The sequence below is a fragment of the Streptomyces sp. JLBT605 genome (assembly GCF_058215555.1).
This window is the reverse complement of sequence record NZ_CM177087.1, coordinates 229,473-255,076: the sequence shown is the minus strand read 5'-3', so window position 1 is coordinate 255,076 and position 25,604 is coordinate 229,473. Positions and strand designations below refer to the sequence as shown.

Below are 25,604 nucleotides of genomic sequence, written 5' to 3'. Positions count from 1 at the left end.
CAAGTGCCGGCAACGAGGGCCGGGAACTGCCTAGTTTGTCCGGGCATGACTGCCCATGCTGAACGCCCCCCGGCCGACGAAGCCCCGGGGCGGCGAAGACTCGTCCGTGCCGTCCTGACCGGTGCCGTCGCCCTGGGCGCCGGAGTGGCATCGGGTTCCCCGGCAGCCTCGGCTGACGCCGACGCGCAGGCGGGAAGCTCCCGCCCCACGACGCCCGAGGCCGCGTCGCGGGCGCTGGCCGCGGGAAACCGCCGCTGGCGGATGTGCCGCGAGCGGCATCCGGATCAGACGCGGTCGGTGCGGCAGGCCCTGGTCGCCGGACAGCACCCCTTCGCCATCGTCCTGGGCTGTGTCGACTCCCGGGTTCCTCCGGAGCTGGTCTTCGACCAGGGGCTCGGGGACCTGCTGACCGTGCGCTCGGCGGGCGAGGTGCTGGACGAGGCGGTTCTCGGCAGCATCGCGTACGGGGTGGTGGAGCTGGGCATCCCGCTGATCGTGGTCCTGGGCCATGAGGCATGCGGGGCCGTCGCGGCCGCCGTGCGAGCCGACGAGGACGGCGTGGCGCTCCCCGCCCACGTGCGGTATCTGGCGGACCAGATCCGCCCCGCGATCGACCGCACGCTGCGCGGCGAGGCACGCGTCGACGCGACGATCACCGCGAACGTGCGGCTGGTACGGTCCCGTCTGGCCGCGGAGCCCGATATGGCCGCCAGGATCACCGCCGGGCAACTGGCCGTCGTCGGGGCCCGCTACGAACTCGCCAGCCAGCGGGTGCACCGCCTCCCGTGTGGCGAATGACCGAGGAGAAAGGCCGAGAGGTGACCGGGCCGCACAGCGACGGAAGGCTGATCGACGCCGTTTACCAGCAGGACACGGCGCGGGTGGCGGCTCTCCTGCGGGAGGGAGCCTCACCCGCCACGGCGGCGGCCGACGGCGCGACGCCCCTGTACCTGGCCGCCGTCTCCGGGGCGGCCGACATCGCGCGCCTGCTCCTGGCGGCGGGCGCCCCGGCCGATGCCGAGAGCACCGCGCCGGGCAGTGAAGGATCGCCGCTGTGCGCGGCAGCCTGCTGGGGGCACGACTCGGCGGTGGGTGAACTGCTCGCCCACGGCGCGGACCCCGACCTCCGGGAGGACGACGGCAAGGGGTTCACCGCCCTGCTCTGGGCGGCTTCCGGGGGCCACGCGGACACCGTCCGGCTCCTGCTGCGAGCCGGCGCCGACCCCGACGCGGGCTGCGCCGGCCGCACGCCTCTCATGGCCGCGGCCGAGTTCGGCGCTCTGGCCATCACCCGAGACCTCCTCCACCACGGCGCGGATCCCCACCGCACCGACCAAGAGGGCCGCACCGCGCTCGACATCGCCCGCGCCTGGTCCGGCGAGGACGTCGAGACACATCTGCGCCGGCAGGCGCACACCGCCCCAGGCGCCACCTCCAAGGTCTCCCGCAGGCCGCGCCCCGACGGCACCGAACGCGTCCGGCTCACCGTCACCACCTCCGGGAACGGCGCGGCCGAATGGGAGAGGGAGACCGGGCACGCCGCCATCGCGGAGCTCTTGACCCGGCACATGAGCGGCACGACCTGACCGGCGGTCCCGGGTCGAGCGGGACATGACCGCGGTGCGCTTCCATGCCGGGGACGCTTGAGCGCTCCGGCAGGCGGCACGGGCGCCTTCGCTGCCCGGTGCCGTACCGGATCCGGCGGCGGGTGTGGGCATGTTCACGCCCCGATCCCGGTGGCGGTTCCCCTGGAACCCCTGGGCTCTCAACCTGCCGTAGGCGATCATGCGTCTGTACCTGGTAGGGGCTATCGCATGCGCCGCGGGTCGGCCCCGGCTCGCGCGTATGCAAGAAGGAGGGGGACGTGGGAATAGACGCGGATGGGCTGGCAGTGGTTCCGCTGGACAGCGAACGTGGACAAGACCCCGCCGTCACCGGTGCCAAGGCCGCACACCTGGCCCGCGCGGCCGTAGCGGGGCTGCCGGTGCTTCCCGGCTTCGCCCTCGTGGCCGCCGGGCGGGCGGAGGGTGCCCCCACCGGCGACGAGGCGCTGCGCCGCGCCTGGCGGGAGCTGGCCGGCGCGGACGGCCGGCCGCTGGTCGTACGGTCCTCCTCGGTGCACGAGGACACCGAGGACTCCTCGATGGCCGGCCGCTTCGAGTCCGTGCTCGACGTCAGCGGCTGGGAGGAGTTCACCGTCGCGGTGCGGACGGTCCTGGACTCGGCGCGCCGCGTGCAAGTGCTCCATCCTCCCACCAAGCGGGACGCCGACCCGCTGGACGGCATGGCGGTCCTGGTGCAGCCCATGCTGCGGGCGGTCACCGGCGGGGTGATGTTCGGCGCGGACCCGGTGGAGGGCCGCGAGGACCGCATCCTGGTCAGCGCCGTCAGCGGCGGCCCCGACCGGCTGGTGGACGGCAGCACCCAGGGGGTGCGCTTCCAACTCACCCGATCAGGCAGACGGTTAGGGACCGATCCGTCCGACCCCCACTCCGCACGGCTGCTCGGCCGACGCGAGACCACCTCGCTGGCCCGGCTGGCCAAGAAGACCCAGCGGGTTTTCGGCCGCCCCCAGGACATGGAGTTCGGGTTCGACGCCGACGGCCGTCTGTGGCTGTTCCAGTCCCGACCGATCACCGCGATGGCCGTCCGGCCCCCGCGCGACGCGCGACTCCTCGGCCCCGGCCCGGTCGCCGAGACCCTTCCCGGCGTGCTCCAGCCGCTGGAGGAGGACCTGTGGGTGACCCCCATGTCCCACGGCCTCACCCTCGCCCTCGACATCGCGGGAGCCGCCCCGCGGCGCAAACTCCGCGCTCTTCCGGTGGTCACCACCGTCGACGGGCGCGCCGCTGCCGACCTGCGCCTCCTCGGCGCCGTCCCGTCCGCCCACCCCATACGGGACTTCATCAACCCGGCCCCCGGTGCCCGCCGCGTGATGGCCGCCTGGCGGGTCGGACGGCTGCGCTCCGCGCTGCCGCTCCTCGCACTGGACCTCATGGCCGACGTCGACCGGCACCTCGCCGACCTCCCCGCCCCGCGGGAGATGCTCAGCGGCCAGATCCTGGACGCCGCCACATGGGGGCGCGCCGCGCTGTCCTCCCTGCACGCGCAGGAATCGCTGGCCGGCGCGCTGCTCGGCACGGGCTCCGGCGCGACGGCCGCCGGCGAGGCGCTGGCCGTGCTGGCCGAGGGCCGGGCACAGGGCCTGAGCGACGAGCACCTGCTCGCCCATCACCCCGTTCTGTTCTCCCTGCTGCCCCCCACGCTCGGGGAACGCGGCGCCCTCCCGGAGAGTACGACCGGCACGGGTATCCCTCGCGGCGTGGGAGCGCTTCCCGTCCGCGAGGGACTGCGGCTGCGTATCCGCTGGGTCCAGGAGATGCAGGCCGGGATGATCCGCGAACTGGGCACCAGACTCCGCGTCGGTGACGGCGCGATAGGGCTCTCCCGCCTCCTCCTGCTGCGCTGGAGCGAGCTGACCGCCGCCGCGGAGGGCGGCGGCCTCCCACCCGACCTGGCCGAACGTCTTCCCCGGCCGGACGCCCCTGCCCTGCCCACCGCCTTCCGGCTGGCCGACGGCCGCCCGGTGGCCGACATAGCGGTGGGGCGCGGCCGCACCGGCGAAGGGCAGGGCGCCGGCGGAGGCTTCGGCGCCGGCACCGCCTGGGACGGACACGGCGACCGGCCCGAGCACGCGGTGCTGGTCGTCGGTGCGCTCGACCCCACACTGGCCCCTCTGCTCCCCGGACTCGCGGGCCTGGTCGCCGAGACCGGCAGTGTCCTGTCCCACCTCGCGGTACTCGCCCGCGAGTACCGGGTGCCCACCGCCGTCGGCGTACCCGGCGCCCTGGACCGCTTCCCACCCGGCACCGGACTGTCGGTGGACGGCGGCACCGGAGCGGTGGAGAGCACCGACCGACACACGCCGCCGCAGACCCCGGCGAGCGGAAAGGGAGCGGCGGCATGAAGTACGTGAGCTATCTCTTCGGCGGTCTCTCCGCCGCCTACGCCGGGTACTACATGGTGCTGTACCTGTACCGGTGGGAGTGGCAGCGCGCGCTGATCTCTGGCGTCCTGCTGCTGGTGATCGAAGGATTCCTGGCCTGTCTGGTCCTCCTCAACCGGCTGTCCCGGCTGGAGAGACGGCTGACCGAGTACGACGCCCGCGTCGAGGAGATACGGCAACGGCTGGAGCAGTCCCGGGAGCCCGCGCCGCACCACTTCCGATGGAACGGCGCCGAGGACCTGAACGGCACCCAGCGGACCTTCGTCTTCATCCCCGTCCTCATGGTGGCCGGAGCCGCCCTCTCCGGGGTCGCGTTCGTCGTACAGAAGATCGCCGGAGCCACCGCCCGCCCGGGCGCGGAACGCCGCCTGGCCGGACGGCTGGCGGGGCTCGCCGCCCCCGCCGGCACCGCGCGCGGCGGGGCGGCCCGCACCGCACGGCTGGAAGACCGGCCGGCCGTACCGCCCTCCGGCGCCGGGCGGAAGCTGGCGGCCCTGGCCGCCGCCGTCGCCGCCGTGCCGCTGCTGATGCTGATGCGGGGGAGCCTGGCCGACGCCACCCAGACCCGCCCGGAACCCGCGCCGAACGCGGCGGCCACCACGGTGGTCTTCCGGATCGAGATGCGCGGCAAGGAGTCCCCGGAAGCCCAGGAACTCGCCGCGGGCAACCTCTGGCAGACCTGCCGCCGCTCCACCGCCGTCCTGAACGACCGGGGCTTCGTGCAACGCCTGGAGCATGAGGTGTACGCCGCGGTGATCCGGCCCGCCCTCGCCCCGCACGACCTGATGCGTCTGCGCGGCTGCATCGAGGACGCCTCGACGAACCGCGCCACGGCCAGGGTCCTCGGTGAGGGCCATGCCGAACCCCGGAGCTGAGCCGGCCCGAATTCGTCGTATAGGCTTCGGCGAATTTTCGAGACTTCATGGTCAAGGGCGGGGACTTTCCGGAATGCGCAAGATGGTTCAGGCCATGGTGGGTGCGGTGGTCGCGATGAGCGTGCTCAGCGGCTGCTCGTTCGGCTGGGGCGAGGACGCGAAGGAGGAGAAGAAGGTCGCCGAGAAGAAGCTGGGCGACAAGGGCACGGCGTGCGAACTGCCGGTGCACTTCACCCCCGCGACCTCCTGGACGGCACAGGCCATCACGCGGGCGATGGTGGACCGGATGGGCCCGCTCGGCCATCAGGGCCCGCTCACGCCCGCCTGCGAGCTGGACTCCAGGCCCGCCGGGCACATCGGCTTCATCGACGTGTGGTCCGGCACCAAGGGCAGCGCGGCGCCCGGCAGCACGTCCCGCGCCCTGATGAAGGAGTTCGTCGCCGACGAGAACTTCGCGAGCGACGTGAGGTTCCGCGAGGTCAAGGCCGGTGGCCTGCCCGCCACCGAGGCCAGCTACACCGTCGCCGACCTGGCCGCCGGCGTGGTCAGGCCGGAACGCGCGCTGGCGGTGATGACCAAGCGGGGCGGCGTGGTCATCCATCTCGGAGGGATCAACACCGACGAGCACAAGGCGATGCTCCCGGCGTTCGAGCTGGCCAAGAAGACCCTCGGCCTGACGTCCTGACCCGCTGACATCCTGGCCTGCTGACTCCGACGGTCGCCTCGCTGATGTGAAGAGGTGGTCGGCGATCTCCAGGCCGCTGACACCGCGCAACAACTCGACGGGAAAGGTCGCCTTCCGATCCCGCTCCCGCGCGGCTGAGGGGGGCACAGGCCCCGCCGCCCCGACTGCACCGGAGCGGCGGGGCCGTCTCCGCACAGGTGCCTATCTTTCACCTGTCACATGTGAAATATTACTGCGCGCCCGATGACGTATTCGAAGGGATCTGTCATGTCGCGCAGACTCAGGGCGGCGGGAGCGGGGATAGCCCTCGCGCTCCTGGCCGCCCCCACACTCGGTGCCCAGGCGTTCGCCTCCCCCGCCCCGGTCACCGCCGCTCCGGTGGCCGTCAGCGATCCGCGAGACGCCGGCCATGGACACGGCGCGGAGGCCGCGCCGCCGCCCAGCCGCCAGGAACTGGAACAGCAAGCGGTACGCCGGCAGGCCCTGGAGCGGGTGGCCGCGGGACGCATCGGCGCCGCCGCCGACGGCCGGCTCCCGCAGCGGGTCAAGGTCGGAAAGCGCTACGTGGAACTCGCCCAGGAACGCAAGGACAAGATCTTCGTGATCCTTGCCGAGTTCGGCGAGCAGGTGGACAACACCACCGAGTTCGAGGGCAAGCCCCGCTTCGGCGGCGAGCCCGGCCCCCTGCACAACACCATCGGCAAGCCCGCCAAGGCCGACAACCACACGGTCTGGCGCAAGGACTTCGACCGCGCCTACTACCAGCAGCGGTTCTTCAGCGACGAGCCCGGCGCCGGCAGCCTGCGCAACTACTACCGGCTGCAGTCCTCCGGCCGGTACGACATGGACGGCCATGTCACCGACTGGGTCAAGCTCCCCTGGAACGAGAACCGCTACGGCACCGACAACTGCTCCGAGTCCGGTCAGTGCCGCACCAACTGGGACCTGGTGCGCGACGCCACCAACGCCTGGTACCACTCCGAGCGGGCCAAGGGCCGCACGCCGGCCGAGATCAAGGCTCAGCTCGCCGAGTACGACGTGTGGGACCGGTACGACTTCGACCGCGACGGGAACTTCCACGAGCCCGACGGCTATCTCGACCACCTGATGATCGTGCACGCCGGCAAGGACCAGACCTGGGGCGGCGGCAAGCAGGGCACCGGCGCCGTGTGGGCGCACCGCTGGTTCGCCTACTGGAACCAGGCCGGCACCGCCGGCCCCGAGGGCAACAGGAACGGCGGCACCCCGGTCGGGGAGTCCGGGATCTGGGCGGGTGACTACCTCACCGGCGGCGAGAACAGCGGGGTCGGCCTGTTCGCCCACGAGTTCGGCCACGACCTGGGGCTGCCGGACATGTACAGCTCCGACGGCGACAACAGCGTCAACTTCTGGTCGCTGATGTCGTCCGCCTCCTACCTGGCCAAGGGCCGCAACACCACCGGCGAGTACCCGGGCGACCTCGACGCCTGGAGCAAGCTGCAACTGGGCTGGCTGGAGTACACCGAGGCCGACGCGGGCCGCAAGACCCGGGCCCTGCTGGGCGTGTCCGGCTACAACACCGAGGATCCGCAGGCGCTGCTGGTGCACCTGCCGCCGTCCACCACCTCCACCGATCTGACCGACCCCTACGAGGGGAGCAGCCAGTGGTGGAGCGGCACCGGTGACTACATGGACAACACGCTCACCCGTACCGTGGACCTGACCGCCGCGCCGGGCCCGGCCCGCCTCGACGCCAGGGTCTGGTACGACACCGAGGAGGGCTACGACTTCCTGACGGTGGAGGCCTCCACGGACGGCGGGGCGCGCTGGAACCCCCTGCCCGGCACCGTCGCCGGCCGGCCCCTCCCCACCGGCGGGATCTCCGGCTCCTCGGGCGGCTGGACGCAGCTGAGCGTGCCACTGGACCAGTTCACCGGCCGGAACGTACAGCTCCGGCTGCGCGTGACCTCCGACAGCAACACCCACGGCAAGGGCGCCACCTTCGACGACATCCGCATCACCGCGGGCGGCACCGAGCTGCTGCGCGACGGAGCGGAGCAGGGTGCGAACGGCTGGAGCGCCGTGAAGTGGTCGCGGACCCAGGGGCGTACCGGCGTCGCCGAGCACCCGCGGGCCTACCTCGTGGAGAACCGCCGCTACACCGGCTACGGCGCGTACCTCAAGACCGGGCCGTACAACTTCGGCTGGACCGGCGACGCCGCCCACCCGGAGAAGAAGGACACGGTGGAGTTCTACCCCTACCAGGAGGGCGTGCTCATCTGGCTTTGGGACACCGCGTACAGCGACAACACCACCAAGGCGCACCCGGGCAACGGCATGCTCCTGCCGATCGACGCGCGGCCGCAGGCGCTGCGGTTCACCGACGGGACCGCGGCCAACGCGCGGGCGCAGACCTTCGACGCGCCCTTCTCGCTCCGGCCGAGCGACGAGATCCTGCTGCACCGCGCCGGGGTGCCCGTGGTCGTCCCCGAGCGGCCGGGCGTGCCGGTCTTCGACGACCACACCGGCGCGTACTGGAACGAGGAACTGCCGCAGGTCGGGGTGAAGGTGCCGGACACCGGGACCAGGATCGCGGTGGTGAAGGAGGCCCGGGACGGTCGGCTGACCACGGTGCAGGTGAGCCCTTCGCACTGATCCGCCGAACCGGCCCGCGAGCGAAGGGATGGCGGTCAGGGCCGCCATCCCTTCGCGCTTGACGTGCGTGGCCCACCCGCCCCGCTACTCCTGGCCGAGCCAGAGGTCAGGGCCGAAGACCTCGTAGTGGATCGCTTCCGCGGGCACGCCCCGGCGCAGCAGGTCACCTCGGATGGCCCGCATGAACGGCAGCGGGCCGCACAAGTAGGCGGTGAGCCCCGGGGGGAGCTCCAGGCCGCGGATGTCGGCCCGGCCGGTCGATGCCTGCGGTGCCTGGTCCCCTGGCTCCTCGTACCACAGGTGCAGCCGGGCGTCCGGCAGCGCCGCCACGAGGCCGCGCTGCTCGTCCCGGTGCGCATGGTCGACGGGGGAGCGGTCGGCGTGGACCACGGTCACCGGGCGGGCCGCGCCGGTGGAGGCGAGATGGGCCAGCATGGCCAGCATGGGCGTGCTGCCGATCCCGGCCGAGGCCAGCAGCAGCGGACCGTCGCCTTCCGGCAGCACCAGGTCACCGAAGGGGGCGGACACGGTCAGCACGTCACCCGGCCGGGTGTGCGCATGGAGCCAGGACGAGACCTCCCCGTCCGGCCGCCCGGTCTCCTGGACGCGTTTGACGGTGATGCGCCAATGCGGGTCGCCGGGTGCGCCGGACAGGCTGTACTGGCGGATCTGCCGGGCACCGTCGGGCAGTTCGGCCTGGACGCTGACGTACTGGCCCGGGCGGTATGTCCCCGCGGGTCTGCCGTCTGTGCGTCGCAGCAGGAAGGAGACGGCGTCGGGGGTCTCCTGGTGCCGCTCGATGACCTCCATGCGCTGCCGGCTGCCGCCCTCGGCGGTGCCGGCCTCCTGGTACAGCCGGGCCTCGATGGCGATCAGCGCGTTGGCCATCAGCCAGTACACCTCGTCCCAGGCCGCCGCGACCTCGGGGGTGACGGCGTCGCCGAGCACCTCGGCTATCGCCCCGAACAGGTGATGGTGGACGATCTTGTACTGCTCGGACGTGATGCCGAGGGAGGCGTGCTTGTGCGCGATCCGGGCGAGCATGGCGTCCGGGCGGGTGCCGGGGTTCGCCAGCAGCATGCCTGCGAACGCCGTGATGGAACCCGCCAGTGCCCGCTGCTGTTCCCCGCTGGCCTGGTTGCCCCGGTTGAACAGGTCGCGCAGCAGCTCGGGGTGGGCATCGAACAGCCTCCGATAGAACAGCTCGGTGATGTCCCCGATGGCGGCGCCGACGGCCGGGAGAGTGGCCCGGATGACAGGGGCGGACTCCTCAGAGAGCACAGCGACTCCTTAATTGGTTAATGATCTTCGCATTTAAGGGGGCGGGTGACCGAATCGCCCCGGCACGCGAGAGCTACTCCGGTGAGCGGTCCGTCAGTCCGACGAGCACCGGCCCGGTGGGTGGGGCCACCAGATCAGCCACGGTCAGCGGGTCGAGCGTGGCGTAGAAGGCGTTCTGGGCGTCCCGCAGCGCCCGCCGCAGGCGGCAGGCCCTCCGCAGCGGACACGGCGGCTCGTCCTCGCAGGCCACGACCTCGTCCTCGCCCTCGAGTTCCCGCACCAGCCAGCCCACCGAGGCGCGCCGGCCGAGATCGGTCAGGACCAGTCCGCCGCCGCGGCCGCGCCGGGCCTCCACCACCCCCAGGTGCTGGAGGCGCGTGATCGCCTTCGCCGCGTGCGTGTACGGCACCTGCGTGGCCTCCGCGACCTCGCGTGTGGTCAGCGGGTCGCTGCCGTCCTGGGAGACCGCCAGGCGCATCACGGAGCGAAGCGCCAGGTCGGTGAACTTTGTCAGCCGCACACTCCGGACGCTAACAAATGCGCATGCTGGATGCCTATTTTCCGGCGCCCGGTGGCCTGCGGAGTACGTCACGGGCCGGGCGGCTCACCGGCTCTGGTGCCCCGCGCAGTGTCACAGAGCTGTTCGCAAACGGCTCCCACTCGATGTGAGTGGCCGAAAGTATCACCCCCATAAGGCATGATCACCGGAACATTCCGACTCCCAGGGGGGCCTGCCATGGCTTACACAGCCCGCTCACGCCGCACCACCACCGTTCTCGCCGCTCTCTCGCTCGGCATCGCGGCACTTACCGCATGCGACAGCGAAGCCGAGAAGGACAAGGCCGCTCCGAACACGGCGGCGAGCCCGTCCACTCGGGGTACGGACAAGGGTTCCGACTCGGGTACGGACAAGGGCTCCGACGCGCCCTCGACGGCCAGACCGGGTGGCGCGGGCAGAACCGGCGGGGGCTCCTCCGGCAACGGTGGCAGCACCCCGCCGGCGTCGCAGCCCGCGTCCGACGACGATCAGGACGGAGGCGTGGGCATGTGCGAGACGAGCGACCTGAGCTACACCGTCACCGTCGCGTCCAAGCCCGACGGCCACGCCTTGCTGACCGCGACCAACAAGGGCGCCGACCCCTGTCTGCTGCCGGCGAACGAGCTGGTGATCACGGTTCCGGGGCTCGACGGCACCGCCGAGCACGGGGATCCCAAGGGCACGGACTGGATCCTGAAGTCCGGCGAGAGCGCGTACGCCGGGATCATGTTCTCGAGCGGCGACGCCGCGGGTGGCAAGAGCATCGACAAGGTGGAGGTCGCGCTCACCGCTGCCGAGGCCCCCGCGACGGTGCCGATCAACGATGGTCCGGTGACGTTCAACGACAGCCGGGTCACCACCTTCTTCGCCACCGCCGAGGACGCACTCACCTACTGATCACCCCCGCGCCCTGGGCAGGACTGCCGCCCGGGGCCGCATGGCTGGGCAGGCCGACCGCCGCACGGCGCCCTGCCCAGCCGGCAGAGGCTCCATCGCGGCTGCGCGGCTCATCGCCCGTCTTCGGCCAGCACGGCGGCGAGGAGCCCCGGGAACCGGGCATCGAGATCGGCGCGACGCAGAGTCATCAGGCGAGCCTTTCCCGCCCGGCGGGTCCGGGTGATTCCGGCCTCCCGCAGGATCCGCCAATGGTTGGACAGCGTCGACCTGGGCACGTCCACACCCTCCGGGCTGCACTCGCTCTCACCCTCCTCGGCCATCCGGCGGACCAGCGACAGCCGCACCGGATCGCCCAGGGCATGGAGTACCGCAGCCAACTCCGCGTCCGCCTGGCCGGGTTGTCGCATGGCCCCTCCTCGTCCTCGCCCGTGTGACACCCGTAGTATGCAGATCGCTTCGACGTTTCGGGAAAGTCGAAATGATCTAGGAGATGACCATGCCGGTCCTTGCCACCCTCGCCCGCGTCTACGTCGACGACCTGGACGTGGCCCTGCCGACCTTCGTCGAGCTCACCGGAGAGCAGCCGCGACTGCGGTTCGCCTACCGCGACCTGAACCTCGCGGCCGTCGGCGGCTATCTGCTTCTCGCGGGTTCCCCGGAAGCCCTCGCCCCCTACCGCGGCACCCACGCCACCACGATCGTGGACTCCATCGACCAGGTCCTGCGCATCACCGAGCAGCGCGGCGGAGAGATCCTCGACGGCCCCAACGAGGTGCCCACCGGCCGCAACCTGACCGTGCGGCACCCGGGCGGCGCGACCATCGAGTACGTGCAGTTCCACGCCACCGCGCGGTCAGCCTTCGCGTGAGCCTGCCCCCTCCAGGGCGTCGGAGGTGCGAGGGGGCGCGCGGGTGGGGGTGCGGCTCCGGTGCGCTCCGTTCGCGCTCCTTCACCCCTTGCCCGTTTCCGGAAACAGTGGCTTACCGGCCAGTGGTGTGTAATTCTCTGATTGCTCCGGTGGCCTGATGTCATCAGATTCCACCGGGCGTTCCCGTAGCGCATTCCGCGCAAAGGGATTGGGGGGTAATTCCGAGCCGCGCCGCGCTGTCTCCAGTCGAGTTTCCGCAGGTCATTCAGGCTGGCCCGGTATTCCAGTGTGATGTCATTCCATCGGCGCCATGTGCCTGGCGTGCCCGGAACACTTCGGAAATGAACCGTCGCGTCGGTATTCGCTGTGGCGGTTCGGCCGTCCCCGCATCCAGCACCGTTTCTGTTTGCCGATCCCAGCAGAGAGAAGGTAGGAGATGCTCGCGAAATCCTATGAAAATCTCACCGGGTGGCCGGTCCGTCTAGTGCGCGCCCTGATAGCGCTCGCGCTCGCCGCCGGCATGGTCTCCCTGGCGCCGGCCACCGCCCACGCCGCTCCGAGCCGTGGCTACGCCTATGTGTGGGCGAACCAGCCGTCCGCCCCGCTCAACACCCCCTACACGCCGTCCGGCTACTACAGCCGCAACTCGACCGGCGCCGTCAACTCCGTCGTCCGTACCGGCGTCGGCCAGTACACCGTGCGCATGCCCAGACTCGGGCTGCTGGGCGGTACCGTGCACGTCACGGCCTACGGCGCGACCTCCCACTCCTGCTCCGTCGCCTACTGGACCCCCGTCGGCGACCGGCTCGACGTGCGCGTGCGGTGCTTCGCCGCCTCCGGACAACGCGCCGACACCCGGTTCACCGCGAGCTTCGTCAACACCTCCTACCTCGGCGGCCGCTTCGGTTACGTCTGGGCGGACAGGCCGACCGAGGGCTCGTACACGGCCTCGTCGACGTACCAGTTCAACTCGGCCGGGGCGACCAACACCGTCACACGCGGCGGCGTGGGCCAGTACACGGTGCGATTCCCGAACATCGGCTCCTCGGCGGGTCATGTGCAGGTCACCGCGTACGGTGACGTGCAGGCACGCTGCAAGGTCGTCAACTGGTACCCCTCCGGAAGCAGCCAGCTCGTCAACGTCCGCTGCTTCACCCTCGGCGGCTCCCTGCGCGACACCCGGTTCACCCTGACCTACGCCCGCGGCACCGGGATCCTGCGGACCACGCCCGCCGCGTACGCCTGGGCGAACCAGCCGACCGCGGCCTCGTACACGCCGGCGACGGCGTACCAGTACAACTCCGCCGGATACACCAACCGGATCACTCGCCACGGCGTCGGCGTGTACCGCGTCTGGACCCCGGGAATGCCCCTGGGCTACGGCGATGTGCAGGTGACGGCCTACGGATCCGACTCCCGGCACTGCAAGGTGGACTACTGGACGCCGAGCAGCGGCATCCAGGTGCGGTGCTACACCGCGTACGGCGCACCGGCCGACACCTACTTCGACATGTCCTTCGCCCGATGAGCGGCGCTTAGAGATCGCTCCGCCTTGTGCTTCCCGCCGCGGCGGGAAGCACAAGGACAGTCGTAGGACAGGGTGACTTGCGCGGGAGTCGCGCGGGCCTGAATCGGATGACTCCCAGGCGCTGCCCCCGGCGGCCGCTGGGCGTCAGGCCACCCGCACTCGCACGATGCGGCCGGACGCCTCGGTCACGAACAGCTCCCGACGGGGATCGCTCTCCCCGAAGCCGCGCGGCACACGAACGCTGCAGGGCATGTGCAGCCCGGTCACCAGGACACACGAGCGGCCGGTGGACGGATCCACCCGGATGAGTTCGCCGTCCCTGAAGGACGCCACCACAAGGTCCCCGTCGAACCGGGTGAGGTCGTCGAGCACCTTGGCGTCCAGCGGGTTCGGGCTGAGCCGGGTGACGGTGGTGTGCCGCGCCGGGGCGTCCAGCGGAATGCGGACCACCGGCGACTCGGTGCTGGTGATGACGCTGGCGTACAGGTCGTCGCCGACGATCTCCAGGCCGTTGGTGCCGAAGACGTCCGCGTCCCGCGTCCAGCGCTCGTCCGTGGTGCCGTCCGGACGGATCTTCAGGACACCGGTGGCCAGCTCACGGCTGACGTAGAAGTTGCCGTGGTCGTCGATGGCCAGGCCGTTGATGCCGGATATCCCCTCGACCACCTTCTCGGGCTTCGGCCGGGTGGCGGCGGGGTCGAAGCGCACGATGCCGCTGCCCGAGGCCGAAGTGAGCGGGTTCACGCCGAAGTTGACGTACATCATGCCGTCGGGACCGCGCCGGATGCCGCCCGGGCCGTTGACCGGGAAGGAGGCCCTGAGCGTGCCGTCGGGGGCGTAACCCTCGACCCGGTGCTGGGCGACGTGCGCCACCCAGAGGGTGCCGTGCCCGTCGAACTCCAGGTTCTCCCGCCAGTCCAGGATCGGAACGCCGCCATCCCGGAACACCTCGACGCTGCTGCGCTGCGCGCAGGGCCGCGGGGCGGCGCTCGCCGGGGCTCCGGAGCCCGGCGCCTCGGCCGCCGCCACCGGCGTGCTCGCGCCGCCGATCAGCAGTGCGGCCACCGCGGCCAGGGCTGCGGCCGCTCGCCGCGCCGGCCCGGAAGGCGCGAGGGACGGCGACGGGCGGGCGGCGCGCGCCCGCAAGCGGAAGGAGTGCGGCTGGGTCACGGGTGACGCCTCTCGGTTCGGTCGCGGAACTCCCGGGGTGTGTGATGCGCCAAGTATGCGAAGGGACAGGGCGTCAGGCGCCCGCTTGTCCCCGCTCGGCCGGATCCGGCGGTCCGGCGGCCGGACTCGTACCCCTGCTCGACCGGCCGGACGGGAAAACGCGCCGTCCCGGCCCCTCGCTTCGGGTGGGTGTGTCAGCCGAGGGAGAGCCGGGCGCGGCCGTCAGCGGTCCGCGTGGAGTGTCCGGGTGAGCACGGAACAGTAAGTGCGCTGTGCGTCGGTGTAGCGCTTGCGGCCCTCGTCGGTGAGGACGACGAAGATGCCGCGGCGGTCGAGGTCGCACATGGTGCGCTCCACCAGGCCGTCGCGCTCCAGCCTGGCGACCAGCCGGGAGGCGGCGCTCTGGCTCAGGTGCACGACGCTGCCGAGGTCCTGGCCCCGGCATTTGCCGTGCTCGGAGCAGGCGAGGAGGTCGAGCGCCTCGAACTCGCTGACGCCGATGTGGTGATTGGCCTGCAGCTCCGACTCAAGGGCGCTGTGCACGGCGGCGTGCCGAGCGCGAAGGTCGTGCCACTCCTCGACCAACTGTTGCTCCGAGCTACCGATCATGCGGTCCAGGGTAGCATGCGCCCGCATTTGATGCAGGAGAATTAAATGCGGTTGCATTCGATGCGCGTGCATGCAATCGTGACGCCATGAGTCCTTCCGCACCCGTCACCACCTCCGCCTCCGGGTGGTCCCCGAAGTTGTGGGGCGTCCTGCTCACCGCCTCCCTCGTCGTCGGGCTCGACGCCCTCGATGTCTCGATGGTGGGCGTCGCGCTCCCCTCCATCCAGGCCGAACTGGGCCTGTCCACCAGTGCGCTGCAGTGGATCGTCAGCGGCTATGTCCTCAGCTACGGCGGGCTGCTCCTGCTGGGCGGCCGCGCCGCCGACCTGCTCGGACGCCGACGCGTCTTCCTGACGGCGGTGGCCGTGTTCGCCCTTGCCTCCATGGTCGGCGGCCTGGTCGACTCCGGAGCCCTGCTGATCGCCACCCGCATCCTCAAGGGCATGGCGGCGGCGTTCACCGCCCCCGCGGCGCTGTCGATCATCACCACCACGTTCGCCGAGGGACCGGCGCGCAACAAGGCGCTGGGCATCTTCTCCGTCTTCGGGGCCAGCGGCTACTCGGCCGGGCTGGTGCTCTCCGGTGTGCTGACCGAGGTCGGCTGGCGGTGGACGTTCTTCCTGCCGGTGCCGATCGCACTCGTCGCGTGGATCGCTGCCAGTCGGCTGCTGCCCAAGGACGGGCCCCGGTCCGCCGGCGGCTACGACCTGCCGGGCGCGATCACCTCCGTCGCCGGAATGCTGCTCCTCGTCTACACCGTCGTCGAAGCGCCGGAGGCCGGCTGGGCCGCGCCGAACACGCTGATCCAGTTCGCCCTCGCCGCGGCACTGCTGATCGCCTTCGTCGTGATCGAGCGCCGCAGCAAGCACCCGCTGGTCCGCCTCGGCATCCTCCGCTCCGGCTCGCTGGCACGAGCCAACCTGGGCATATCGGTGTTCTTCGGCGGCTACATCGGCTTCCAGTTCGTCGTCATGCTCTACCTGCAGTCGGTCCTGCACTGGTCGGCGCTCCACACCGCACTCGGCTTCCTTCCGGCCGCGATGATCGTCGCCTTCGGCTCGCCGCGCATGGACCGCCTGGTCGCACGGGTCGGCACCGCACGCACCATCGCCGGCGGCGTGATCGCCCACCTCGTCGCCTACGTCCTCTTCCTGGTCATCGACCGGGACGCCCCGTACGTCGTCGGTGTGCTGCCGAGCATGATCCTGCTCGGTATCGGCTTCACCCTGGCGTTCGCGTCCTTCAACATCCAGGCCACCGCCGGCATCCCGGACCACGAGCAGGGCCTGGCCGGCGGCCTGCTGAACACCTCCACGCAGGTCGGCGGCGCGATCGGCCTGGCCGTCGTCACCGCCGTCCTCAGCGCCGGAGGCGAGGGCAAGACCGGCTCGGACGCGCTGCTCGCCGGCTTCACCCCGGCACTGTCCGCCGTGACCGCCTTGTCCGCCCTTGGCCTGCTCATCGCCCTGACGGGCGTGGTGGGACGCCGCAAGACCGCCGAGCCGGTGGACCAGCCGGGGAAGCAGCCGGTGGACCAGCGTGGGGACCAGCCGGGGGAGCAGTCGGCGGAGGAACCCGCTCTCGCCCTCGTCGACTGACCCTCCCGCCACGGCACATCCCGGCCGCGCCCCACGCCACCGGGATGTGCCGTCCGCGCGACAATCGCTTTGCTTCGGCCCGCGGTGATCACTAAAGTCGTCCGGGTGACTGCCGGGTCGGCCATGGGCCACACACGAGTGAGGTTCCCGGCCTCGGCGTGAGCGCGAGGCGGGCAAGAGCCCCGCCCCCCTCCGAGTCTTCTGCCTGGCGCCCGCACGCGGCGCCCATCCCAGCGGATCCCACGACCCGGAGACACACCACAGATGTCGAATGAACAGCAGAACCCGTACGCGTCCGAGCTGCCGGCGGCCTCCGTCCAGTTGAACCACACCGCCGTCTACGCCAGCGACCGGCAGCTGTCGGCCGAGTTCCTGGCCGCGATACTGGGCCTGAAAGCGGGCGCCCCGTTCGGACCGTTCCTCCCCGTCGACCTCGGCAACGGCGTGACGCTCGACTACTACGAGAAGCGCGACGAGCCGATCCAGCCGCAGCACTACGCGTTCCTCGTGCCCGACGAGCAGTTCGACGGCATGATCGCTCGCCTGGAAGCGGTCGGCGTCACCTACTACGCGGACCCCCGCCACACCGAACCCGGCCAGATCAACCGCCTGTTCGGTGGCAGGGGTGCGTACTTCGACGACCCCGACGGTCACAACATGGAGATCATGACCCGGCCCTACGTCCGCCCCTGACCGACGGCCCAGGCAGCCCCGCATGGCCGGTGTCGGCCGCCGCTCCCGGGGTCCCGGCCTCCGCCGGGGTCCCGGCCTCCGTCAGTTCGCCCTCGGCCAGCCGCAGCCACCGGTTCACGCCGATCTCCTCGAGGAACCGTTCGTCGTGGCTGACCACGACGAACGCTCCCTGGTAGGAGTTCAGGGCGCTCTGCAGCTGTCCCGCACTGACGAGGTCGAGGTTGTTCGTCGGTTCGTCCAGGAGCAGCAGATGCGGAGCCGGCTCGGCGTACAGCACGCAGGCCAGGGTGGCCCTCAACCGCTCACCGCCGGACAGCAGGCCCACGGGCAGGTGCGCCCGGGCACCGCGGAAGAGGAAGCGGGCCAGCAGATTCATCCGCTCGGCCGCGGTCCGGTGCGCTGCGAAGGCGGCGAAGTTCTCGGCGACGGAACGGTCCATGTCCAGCAGGTCGAGACGCTGGGAGAGGTAGGCGATCCGCCCATCCGCGCGCTTGACCTCTCCGCTGCCGGGGGCGAGGTCGCCGTTGATCAAACGCAGCAGCGTGCTCTTGCCCGCCCCGTTGGGGCCCGTCAGCGCGATCCTCTCGGGGCCCCGGATGGTGAGGTCGACGCCCTGGCCCCCGAACACGGGCTGGTCACCCAGGCGGACCTGTAGCCGCTCAGAGAGGAAGACGTTGCGGCCGGCGGGGACATGAGTGTCCGGCAGATCGAGGGTGAGGCGCTGTTCGTCGCGCAGCGCCCGCTCCGCCTCGTCCAGGCGTGCCTTGGCCTCGCCGACCCGGGTGGCGTGCATCTGCCCTGCCCGGCCCGCCGACTCCTGTGCTCCACGCTTCATGTTCCCGGCGAAGATCCGGGGAAGACCGGCGCTCTTCAGATTGCGGGCGGCGTTGCTCTGCCGACGTTCGGCGCGTTCGCGGGCCTGTTGCATCTCCCGCTTCTCGCGCTTCAGCTCCTGCTCGGCGCTGCGGACGTTCTTCTCGGCGACTTCCCGCTCGGCGCGCACGGCCGCCTCGTACTCGGTGAAGTTGCCCCCGTACAGGCGCACTTCACCGCCTTCGAGAGCGGCGATCCGCTCCATTCGGTCAAGCAGCGCACGATCGTGGCTGACCACGATCAGGCAGCCGTTGAAGTCCTCCAGCACGTCATGGAGCCTGCGCCGGGCGTCCACGTCGAGGTTGTTGGTGGGCTCGTCGAGCAGCAGCACATCGGGCCGCTTCAGCAGCTGGGCGGCGAGGCCGAGGGAGACGATCCGGCCGCCGCTGAGCGTGCTGAGAGCGCGGTCCAGGGCGAGACCGCCGAGGCCCAGGCGGTCGAGCTGGGCGCGGGTGCGTTCCTCGATGTCCCAGTCATCGCCGATGGTCGTGAAGTGCGCTTCGCTCACGTCCCCCGATTCGACCGCGTCGATGGCTTTGATCACCGCGGCGACTCCCAGGACCTCGGCCACCGTGAGGTCACCGGTCAGCGGCAGGCTCTGCGGCAGATAGCCGAGGGTGCCGGCCACCGACACAGAACCCGCCCGGGGCCGCAGTTCGCCGGCGATCACCTTGAGCAGGGTGCTCTTGCCGGAGCCGTTGGGAGCCACCAGCCCCGTGCGCCCCCCACCCACGGTGAAGGACAGATCCTCGAAGACCGGGGTGTCATCGGGCCAGGCGAAGGAGAGGTTCGAGCAAATGACGGCAGCGTTGGACATGAGGACGACCTCGTGGAGGGAGAGGGCAGGAAGAAACCACTGCCCGGGCAGACATGGAGCAGGGAACGACCGAGAGACCACCAAGGCGGCGCTCACACGCACCCGCTGGTGGCCGATCACATCCGGGTATCACCCGGAGATGTCGTCGTCACCCACCACGTCTGTCACTCCTCACCGCATGCTCAACGTCCAAGCCAGGCTAGCAGGAGGCACGCGGCCGGCGGCTCTGCCGGGGGCGGTCTCACCCGTCCCCCGCAGAGCCGCCGCGCCGTGCGTCACCGATTCTGCTTCTCGGCGTTGTCAGGGCGGCGATCTGTAGGTGTCCAGCATGAGAGGCCGTACTGACATGTCCGAGATCTGTCATCGCGTGGCGGGGGTATCGGTTCTCGCTGCCGTCCTTGCGGCATCGAGCATCGCCGGCGTGGAGGACGCGTCCGCCCTCACCGTCATCGGCGGTGGCAACGGTACGTTCTTCAACAGCTGCCGCAATCAGAGCTCTTCCCACGCGGGAGGACGGACCACCGGGGGAGCGGGGGTCGTCAGCGGCCTTTCGGTGATGACACCCGCCAGCGGACCCATCAACGAGTGCGGCGGCCTCGGCCTGACGGCCCCGACCGCGGCGAGGAACAAGCGAAAGTACACCTGCGCGTCCATCGCCGAATGCCTGATGGGGAGCCCGCCTCGTCCTTAGGGGGTGTAGGTGGGTCTCCGCGACGCCGCTAAGACCCCGGCATCGTGATCTGTGGGCAGCCCGATGGCGCCGCGCCGTCAAGCCCCCGTGCCGCAGGTGGGCTTGCGCACCATGAACACGTCCACGGGATCCTCGGCTTCGACGATGAACCCGTGGCGCTCGTACAGTCGTCGGGCCGCACTGCCCTGCAGTACGTTCAGGCGGACGAGGACGCCGCCGCGGTCGCACCGCTCCAGCAGCCCGCGCAGTACGCCCGACCCGATGCCGCTGCCCTGTAGGTACGGGGCCAGGTAGAAGTGCTCCAGCCACTGGGCTTCCTCGGCCGGCCGCAGCGCCACGCAGCCGGCGAACGCGCCGTCCACCTCGATCACCCAGGTGTGTGCCGGGTCGAACCCGTCCCGCAGTCGCTGCCGCACCCGTTGCTCGTCATAGCGCCCGAGCCGCTCCAGATCCGCCCGCAGCACCACGGCGCGCAAGTCGGCCACCGTCTCGACATCCGACATCGACGCCGGCCGCATGTTCCAGTCCCCCATGATCGCCACGCTACCGCGCCGGAGCGGCGGTGACCTGGTCGGACAGGCCCATGACCACACGCTCGTCGCCTACGCCCTCGCCCAACTGCGCATCGGCCCACCAGGCGACTGGCCGCCCCGCGTCCACGCCGCCTACCGAGCCCTGGCCCTTGCAGCGGACGGCATCGAGCACATTGACAACGTATCTCGGCAGACTGACGGGCCAGGGCCAAGGAGCACCCTGCCGAGGTCGTCCGCCTGGATCTCCGGTGCCCGTCGTCGGAGTAATCCCTTGCCGAGGAAGGCCACCTCGTGCCCACACTGGTCCGTGATCAGGGCGATGAGGGAACCACTGCCCGGAGGCGGACTCGTGTTGGCCATACCCGACGGCCGGCCGAGCCGACCCCCGCTCCGCTTCGAGCGGGGGAAGGGCCGCGGATGGGTCCTCCGGCAGGGCGAACGACCACTGATCCAGGCTCAGTCGGAGGACGACGGCTGCTGCCACAACCTCCGCCTGCACCGCCTGCCAGGCCACCACTCACCGCTACCGCCCCTGACCGCCGCGACGATGCGGTCCACTACCAACTGGCCACACCGGTACGGACGGTGGCTGGAGGAGACGGAAGTCGGCCCACTGCACCACGGGCGCTGGCGGCTGACCCCCCGCACCACCTTCACTCCGGGCATCTGGGACTGCGACCTCGTCCAGGACTGGCCGGCCGCCACCCTCGAACTGCTCTGCGGCGGTGGCTGGCACGGTGTCCTGCCGCTGCGCCCGCTCCCGGAACCCGACGCCCCACGCGTGAAGGCGTACCGCAAGCACGCCCGCGAAGGCACCCTCGCCCCCGTCCTGCTGTGGTGGGTGTCCTTCCTGGATGGTTGGCTGCTCCTCGACGGCCACGACCGGGCTGCTGCCGCTCTGGCGGAGGGCATGCAACCGGCCTGCGTGGAGCTGGTCCGGGTACCGGACGACGCCAACTGGCGGGCGACCGCCGAGGAGATCACCGAGGCGCACGGAGAACAGATCGCGCACCTGGCGTCGCTCCCCGCGAGCCCAGACACCGCTCGCCAACAACAGGTACGGGACCGGGCTTACGCCGATGTAATCTCCACCCTTCCGTACGACGCGGACGCCACCCCGATGTTCAAACGCCCCCACAACTGACCACGTCGTGCTGTACGGCTTCTACGCTGCCAGCGGTGGTGAGGACCCGCGTCGGCCGGCCCGCCGCCGGCTGAACAACCGCCACATGGGGCCGCTGTAGTGGTGGAGCGGCCCCGCACTGGCCGACCCCAACCTACCGCCCGAGCACCGGAGCCGCTACGAGCAGGCGTACCACCGGACACAGACCGTCGCCCTGCGCCGCATGGCGAGCCCGCTCGCCCTGACAGCCGCTGTCCAGCAGCGCGATCACCGAACTGTCGCAACCGGAGCTCCCCATGGATCCGAATGTCGCCGGTTCGGCAGCCGCTGGGGCAGTACGCCCGAGTGAGGTATCGCCGTTCCTCGCGGGCGGCCCTGGTGGACGTTCGTGGCGTCGATGACGGTGAAGCGCCGCTGGGCCATCCTGCACTCCAGGAGCAGGTGGAGGGCGTCGACCGCGTCGGCGGTCGCGTTCTGGTCGCCGGGATCGTCTTCCCTGTTGCGTCTGCGTGTTGAAGGGGATCGGCCTTCGTCGTCGTGCGAGGGCGCTGCTTAAGGTTGCTCCCATGGCTAGTGCTCATGCGCCCCTGTCCCGCGACGACCGCCGTAATGAGTTGCGGGAGTTTTTGCGCAGTCGTCGAGCCCGGGTATCGCCGGCCGATGTCGGCATGCCGGACGGCGGCCGACGGCGCACGCCGGGCCTGCGGCGCGAGGAGGTCGCAGTGCTGGCAGGCGTCGGAGTGTCCTGGTACACGTGGCTGGAGCAGGGACGTGACATCAAGGTGTCCGAGCAGGTACTCGACGCGATCGCCCGGGTGCTGCTGCTGGACTCCGTAGAGCGCGCCCATCTGTACCGTCTGTCCGGGCTCAATCCGCCGCAGGCCCCCTCCGCGCCTTCGGTGGCTGCCTCGCCCGAGGTGCAGCGGCTGCTCGATGCCTGGTCGCCGCGGCCCGGCTACATTCGCGACCGCCACTGGAATTTCACCGCCGTCAACGACGCGGCGCGCGTGGTGTTCGGGTACCGCGAGAACGACCACAACTGTCTGGTCTCCTTCTTCACCAACGCCCGCTACCGAGTGCTGCACCGGTACTGGGCCGAGACCGCACCCGATGTGGCCGCTGCCTTCCGGGCCGATGCGGCGCGCTACCCGGACGATCCGGAGTTCGGCCGCATCGCCGCTGACCTGTCCGCGGTCAGCCCCGAATTCGCCGAGCTGTGGGCACGCCACGATGTGGCCGAGCACACCAGTGCGGTGAAGGCAGTCGATCACCCCGAGGCCGGGACGATGCTCTTCGATGCCACACTGCTGCCGCTGCCCGAGCACCCTGGGCACCACCTGGTCCTGCACAACCCACGTCCCGGCACCGACACCCAGCAGCAGCTGGAGACGCTGATGCGACAGCACAGCCTGGTGGTGCCACACCCAGGATGAGGGGGCACTGCCCGCTGTGCTGCCGTGCCCGCAGGATCGGTGACATGAGCAACAACAGCGCGCAGATGAAGGCAGTGACCATCCCCGAATTCGGCGAAGCCGAGGTGCTCGGCGTCGCCACCATGTCGGCCCCCGAGCCCGGACCAGGCCAGGTCGCCATCGACGTGGCGTACGCGGGCGCCAACTTCGCCGAAGTCCTCTACCGGCGCGGCGTGGTCGACGTGCCGCTCCCCTTCGTGCCCGGCATCGAGGTGGCGGGGCGGATCCGAGCCGTCGGCAAGGGCGTCACGGACCTGACCATCGGGCAGCCGGTCGCCGCGCTCACGATCGTCGACAGTGGTGGCTACGCCGAGGTGGTGGTCACCTCCGCGGACCTGGTCGCGCCACTGGACGGCCTGGGTATCGGGATGGGCATCGCCGCGGCGCTGCCGTCCAACAGCACCACCGCGTTCCTCGTGCTCGACCGGGTGACCCGGATCGAGCCCGGTGAGAGCGTTCTGGTCCATGCGGCGGCCGGTGGCGTGGGGAGCCAGCTCGGCCAGGCCGCCCGCCTGCTGGGCGCGGGCCGCGTGGTCGGCACCGTCGGCAGCGAAGCCAAGATCGAGACCGCCAAGCGTTTCGGCTACGACGAGGTGATCCTGCGGGACCAGATCTCCGGCGCCGGTGAGTTCGACGTCGTGGTCGACATGGTCGGCGGCCCGGCCCGCCGCACCGGCCTGGACCGGCTGGCCCCGATGGGACGCCTGGTGGTGATGGGCAACGCCTCAGGCGCCGAGGACGTCGGCATTCCGGCCAACGAACTGTGGTTCACCAACAAGACCGTCTCCGGTTTCAACCTGGCCGCCTTCTCCACCGCTTTCCCCAAGGAGACGGGTCAGGCGCTGCGCCGTGCGGTGGCCGCCGCGGCGACGGGGGATCTGCGGGTGCAGGTCGAGACCCTGCCACTGGAGCAGGCCGTCGAGGCGCACCGCCGCATCGAGTCGGCCATGACCACGGGCAAGCTTGTGCTCGAGGTCGCGGCGTTGTGACCTGCGGACAGCTCACACCTTGCTGGGGCTGTCCGATCGCGGGGGAGCCCTAGCAAGACCGAAGGTCAGAGCTCGGAAGGCAGCCTCAACACGCCGCCCCTGACAGAGAAGTCGTCGCTGACCGCCTCACGCAGCACCGCCAGAGACAGGGCCTGTGAGGCGGCTACTTCACGCGTACCTGTACACCAGGCCCTCGATCGAGACCGGCGACGGGGAAAAGGTGCTCGCCACGGTCGGCATCTCTACGGGACGCTGCAACGTGTGATCGAGCGAGAAGCCGCAGTCCGAGCCGTCCAAGCTCATTTAGAGCGCGACTATCAGACATGGCGGACTGCCGGCGTGGACGCCCTGCGCATGGCCGTGACGCACGTTGAGGAGCACGAGTTGGCGTGGATCTCGCCTGCGATCAGTCCGAGACCCTCTTCACCATTCGGGGCAAGTGGACGAGAAGGCGCATGGTCTGGCTCTCCCGTTCCTGGTGGTGAGCGTGCTCAGTCAGCGAAGACGGGCAGGGCGGGCGCGGCAGGGCGTCTGCCTTGGGGCGTTCCCGGCGAGGCGCTCAGCTGTCGCCAGCGGCCGTCTCGCGCTCGAAGGTGTCGATCGCGTCGTTGATCTCGCCTGGTTCGTCAGCCTCGCCCAAGTGCCGGCCTCGGCGTGATCGTCGGGTGGTGGGCGATCGGGTGCCTGTTCTGGCTGGGTGGGAGGACTTGGCCGTACGGGAGGATCGTGATGCTCGTAGTCCTCAACCACGTCATGGACCGGCGCATGGGACTGACACCGGAGGAGCGGCGGGACTTCCGGCTGCTCTACGGCGATCCGTGGCGGATGGTGCAGGACCTGCTGGGCCATGCCCAGCAGGAGACGACGAAGCACATCTACCTGGCCCCGGTCGCTAGGCCGGTCCAGGACATCCGGAGCGGGAGGACGGACCAGGCCAGACCCAGCATCACGGCCATCACCAGGTGGTACTGGGCAACGTGTCCCAGGCACGCAGCCCAGCCCCGCCTCGGGCTCACGCCGTCGGCGACCTCGACCGACGACGGCGCCGCCTTGCCCGCCGCCTGGTGGTCCGTCTGACCAATCACGTGATCCGCGAGGTTGTGACCGACGGAGAGCACCGCCCACACCGCCCCGAACGTCGCGAGAATCGCGACCTGCTCGATGCTCGTCACCGTGCCCCTCGGCAAATACGTCCGATCAGAGAAAAACCAGATGGCCCAACAACGTGACCACCTGCACAGCGGACCGTTGATACGAGAAGATCAAACCCATTCGATGGAGGCACACCATGCGCAAGGTCCTCATCACCACTGCCCTGGCCCTGGCCGTCGTCCTGCCTGCCGCGACCCCCGCAGCGGCCGACACTCCAACTGCTCCGAGCCGAGACGGTCTGAACCAGGCCGTCATCAGCCAGACCATCCAGGTCTCGGTGATGATCGACCAGCTCAAGGAGATCATTAAGACGATTCTCGGATAAAGCCCGTCCCATTTCTGATTTGCCGTCGCACGTCGGCATCACTGCACGGCAGCCCACGATCCCGTGGGCTCTGCGGTTGGTGCAGAGAAGGTCCAGCTCCATCAGCGCGGTGCCCGGACCGGAGACGTCCTGGACCGGCTTGGGCCACTCCTCGCCGGCCTTGCGGACGACGGTGGCGTGCTGGATGTAGCCGTGCTGGATCACACTGCGGCCCCGCGACGAACACGAAGCCCTCCGACAGGCCCGC

Annotated in this window: 25 protein-coding genes and 1 pseudogene; 17 read left to right on the top strand and 9 right to left on the bottom strand. The window is 70.7% G+C overall.

Annotation, left to right across the window (positions count from 1 at the left end):
* Positions 1–45 precede the first annotated feature (45 nt).
* From AC4BDD_RS01380 to AC4BDD_RS01355, 6 genes are all read left to right on the top strand, one after another.
* Complete coding sequence (locus AC4BDD_RS01380; protein ID WP_490689097.1) at positions 46–798, top strand: carbonic anhydrase; 753 nt, start codon at positions 46–48, stop codon at positions 796–798.
* Entirely contained in the window at positions 795–1,586 is a 792-nt protein-coding gene (locus AC4BDD_RS01375) for an ankyrin repeat domain-containing protein (RefSeq protein WP_490689096.1), read from the top strand. Before AC4BDD_RS01380 ends, AC4BDD_RS01375 begins: the two co-directional genes overlap by 4 nt.
* A gap of 278 nt (positions 1,587–1,864) precedes the next feature.
* Positions 1,865–3,967, top strand: a complete 2,103-nt coding sequence (locus AC4BDD_RS01370) for a PEP/pyruvate-binding domain-containing protein (RefSeq protein ID WP_490689095.1) — start codon at positions 1,865–1,867, stop codon at positions 3,965–3,967.
* Positions 3,964–4,881, top strand: a complete 918-nt coding sequence (locus AC4BDD_RS01365) for a hypothetical protein (protein ID WP_490689094.1) — start codon at positions 3,964–3,966, stop codon at positions 4,879–4,881. The genes AC4BDD_RS01370 and AC4BDD_RS01365 overlap by 4 nt, the downstream gene beginning before the upstream one ends.
* A gap of 73 nt (positions 4,882–4,954) precedes the next feature.
* The gene (locus AC4BDD_RS01360; RefSeq protein ID WP_490689093.1) at positions 4,955–5,566 is read left to right on the top strand and encodes a lipoprotein; all 612 of its coding nucleotides are present in this window, start codon (positions 4,955–4,957) and stop codon (positions 5,564–5,566) included.
* 267 nt (positions 5,567–5,833) lie between these two features.
* Positions 5,834–8,200, top strand: a complete 2,367-nt coding sequence (locus AC4BDD_RS01355; protein WP_490689092.1) for an immune inhibitor A domain-containing protein — start codon at positions 5,834–5,836, stop codon at positions 8,198–8,200.
* An 84-nt stretch (positions 8,201–8,284) separates the two neighbouring features.
* On the opposite strand, the gene AC4BDD_RS01350 is transcribed toward AC4BDD_RS01355, so the two are convergent.
* Together AC4BDD_RS01350 and nsrR are read right to left on the bottom strand one after the other, a co-directional pair.
* Positions 8,285–9,481 (bottom strand): globin domain-containing protein, encoded by a 1,197-nt coding sequence (locus AC4BDD_RS01350; protein ID WP_490689091.1) that lies wholly within the window; start codon positions 9,479–9,481, stop codon positions 8,285–8,287.
* A 73-nt stretch (positions 9,482–9,554) separates the two neighbouring features.
* Positions 9,555–10,001: a nitric oxide-sensing transcriptional repressor NsrR gene (nsrR, locus tag AC4BDD_RS01345; RefSeq protein WP_490689090.1), complete on the bottom strand. Its 447-nt coding sequence runs from the start codon at positions 9,999–10,001 to the stop codon at positions 9,555–9,557.
* 216 nt (positions 10,002–10,217) lie between these two features.
* On the opposite strand from nsrR, the gene AC4BDD_RS01340 reads away from it, so the two are divergent.
* Positions 10,218–10,916: a DUF4232 domain-containing protein gene (locus AC4BDD_RS01340; protein WP_490689089.1), complete on the top strand. Its 699-nt coding sequence runs from the start codon at positions 10,218–10,220 to the stop codon at positions 10,914–10,916.
* Positions 10,917–11,026: 110 nt separating this feature from the next.
* Here the strand turns inward: AC4BDD_RS01340 and AC4BDD_RS01335 are convergent, their stop codons facing one another.
* Positions 11,027–11,323 (bottom strand): ArsR/SmtB family transcription factor, encoded by a 297-nt coding sequence (locus AC4BDD_RS01335; RefSeq protein ID WP_490689088.1) that lies wholly within the window; start codon positions 11,321–11,323, stop codon positions 11,027–11,029.
* An 83-nt stretch (positions 11,324–11,406) separates the two neighbouring features.
* Between AC4BDD_RS01335 and AC4BDD_RS01330 the strand changes: the two genes are divergently transcribed.
* Positions 11,407–11,784 carry a VOC family protein gene (locus AC4BDD_RS01330; RefSeq protein ID WP_490689087.1) on the top strand — a complete coding sequence of 126 codons (378 nt, stop codon included), beginning with the start codon at positions 11,407–11,409 and terminating at the stop codon, positions 11,782–11,784.
* Positions 11,785–12,268: 484 nt separating this feature from the next.
* Positions 12,269–13,312, top strand: coding sequence for a hypothetical protein (locus AC4BDD_RS01325; RefSeq protein ID WP_490689086.1), 1,044 nt, complete (start codon positions 12,269–12,271; stop codon positions 13,310–13,312).
* A 144-nt stretch (positions 13,313–13,456) separates the two neighbouring features.
* Here the strand turns inward: AC4BDD_RS01325 and AC4BDD_RS01320 are convergent, their stop codons facing one another.
* Together AC4BDD_RS01320 and AC4BDD_RS01315 are read right to left on the bottom strand one after the other, a co-directional pair.
* Positions 13,457–14,482, bottom strand: a complete 1,026-nt coding sequence (locus AC4BDD_RS01320; protein WP_490689085.1) for an SMP-30/gluconolactonase/LRE family protein — start codon at positions 14,480–14,482, stop codon at positions 13,457–13,459.
* A gap of 222 nt (positions 14,483–14,704) precedes the next feature.
* Positions 14,705–15,091, bottom strand: coding sequence for a MarR family winged helix-turn-helix transcriptional regulator (locus AC4BDD_RS01315; RefSeq protein ID WP_490689084.1), 387 nt, complete (start codon positions 15,089–15,091; stop codon positions 14,705–14,707).
* 86 nt (positions 15,092–15,177) lie between these two features.
* On the opposite strand from AC4BDD_RS01315, the gene AC4BDD_RS01310 reads away from it, so the two are divergent.
* Both AC4BDD_RS01310 and AC4BDD_RS01305 read left to right on the top strand, forming a co-directional pair.
* On the top strand, positions 15,178–16,689 hold the full coding sequence (locus AC4BDD_RS01310; protein ID WP_490689083.1) for an MFS transporter: 1,512 nt from the start codon (positions 15,178–15,180) through the stop codon (positions 16,687–16,689).
* 264 nt (positions 16,690–16,953) lie between these two features.
* Entirely contained in the window at positions 16,954–17,382 is a 429-nt protein-coding gene (locus AC4BDD_RS01305) for a VOC family protein (RefSeq protein ID WP_490689082.1), read from the top strand.
* 64 nt (positions 17,383–17,446) lie between these two features.
* Here the strand turns inward: AC4BDD_RS01305 and abc-f are convergent.
* Positions 17,447–19,072 (bottom strand): annotated as a pseudogene (abc-f, locus tag AC4BDD_RS01300) (ribosomal protection-like ABC-F family protein); the annotation flags it as partial.
* Between the two features lie 328 nt (positions 19,073–19,400).
* Between abc-f and AC4BDD_RS01295 the strand changes: the two are divergent.
* Complete coding sequence (locus tag AC4BDD_RS01295; RefSeq protein WP_490689081.1) at positions 19,401–19,763, top strand: chaplin family protein; 363 nt, start codon at positions 19,401–19,403, stop codon at positions 19,761–19,763.
* A gap of 77 nt (positions 19,764–19,840) precedes the next feature.
* Here the strand turns inward: AC4BDD_RS01295 and AC4BDD_RS01290 are convergent, their stop codons facing one another.
* Both AC4BDD_RS01290 and AC4BDD_RS01285 read right to left on the bottom strand, forming a co-directional pair.
* Positions 19,841–20,296 (bottom strand): GNAT family N-acetyltransferase, encoded by a 456-nt coding sequence (locus tag AC4BDD_RS01290; RefSeq protein WP_490689080.1) that lies wholly within the window; start codon positions 20,294–20,296, stop codon positions 19,841–19,843.
* Positions 20,297–20,306: 10 nt separating this feature from the next.
* Positions 20,307–20,468: a hypothetical protein gene (locus AC4BDD_RS01285; RefSeq protein ID WP_490689079.1), complete on the bottom strand. Its 162-nt coding sequence runs from the start codon at positions 20,466–20,468 to the stop codon at positions 20,307–20,309.
* A gap of 375 nt (positions 20,469–20,843) precedes the next feature.
* Here AC4BDD_RS01285 and AC4BDD_RS01280 point away from each other — a divergent pair, with 375 nt between their 5' ends.
* Entirely contained in the window at positions 20,844–21,440 is a 597-nt protein-coding gene (locus AC4BDD_RS01280; RefSeq protein ID WP_490689078.1) for a hypothetical protein, read from the top strand.
* Between the two features lie 133 nt (positions 21,441–21,573).
* Here the strand turns inward: AC4BDD_RS01280 and AC4BDD_RS01275 are convergent, their stop codons facing one another.
* Positions 21,574–21,717 carry a hypothetical protein gene (locus AC4BDD_RS01275; protein WP_490689077.1) on the bottom strand — a complete coding sequence of 48 codons (144 nt, stop codon included), beginning with the start codon at positions 21,715–21,717 and terminating at the stop codon, positions 21,574–21,576.
* A gap of 268 nt (positions 21,718–21,985) precedes the next feature.
* Here AC4BDD_RS01275 and AC4BDD_RS01270 point away from each other — a divergent pair, with 268 nt between their 5' ends.
* The 4 genes from AC4BDD_RS01270 to AC4BDD_RS01255 all read left to right on the top strand — a co-directional run bounded on the left by AC4BDD_RS01270 (position 21,986) and on the right by AC4BDD_RS01255 (position 25,357).
* Positions 21,986–22,852 (top strand): helix-turn-helix transcriptional regulator, encoded by an 867-nt coding sequence (locus AC4BDD_RS01270; protein ID WP_490689076.1) that lies wholly within the window; start codon positions 21,986–21,988, stop codon positions 22,850–22,852.
* Between the two features lie 44 nt (positions 22,853–22,896).
* A complete protein-coding gene (locus AC4BDD_RS01265) occupies positions 22,897–23,880 on the top strand; it encodes a quinone oxidoreductase family protein (protein WP_490689075.1) in 984 nt (327 codons plus the stop codon).
* A gap of 726 nt (positions 23,881–24,606) precedes the next feature.
* Positions 24,607–24,957 (top strand): hypothetical protein, encoded by a 351-nt coding sequence (locus AC4BDD_RS01260; RefSeq protein WP_490689074.1) that lies wholly within the window; start codon positions 24,607–24,609, stop codon positions 24,955–24,957.
* A 211-nt stretch (positions 24,958–25,168) separates the two neighbouring features.
* On the top strand, positions 25,169–25,357 hold the full coding sequence (locus AC4BDD_RS01255; RefSeq protein WP_490689073.1) for a hypothetical protein: 189 nt from the start codon (positions 25,169–25,171) through the stop codon (positions 25,355–25,357).
* The last annotated feature ends 247 nt before the right edge of the window (positions 25,358–25,604 follow it).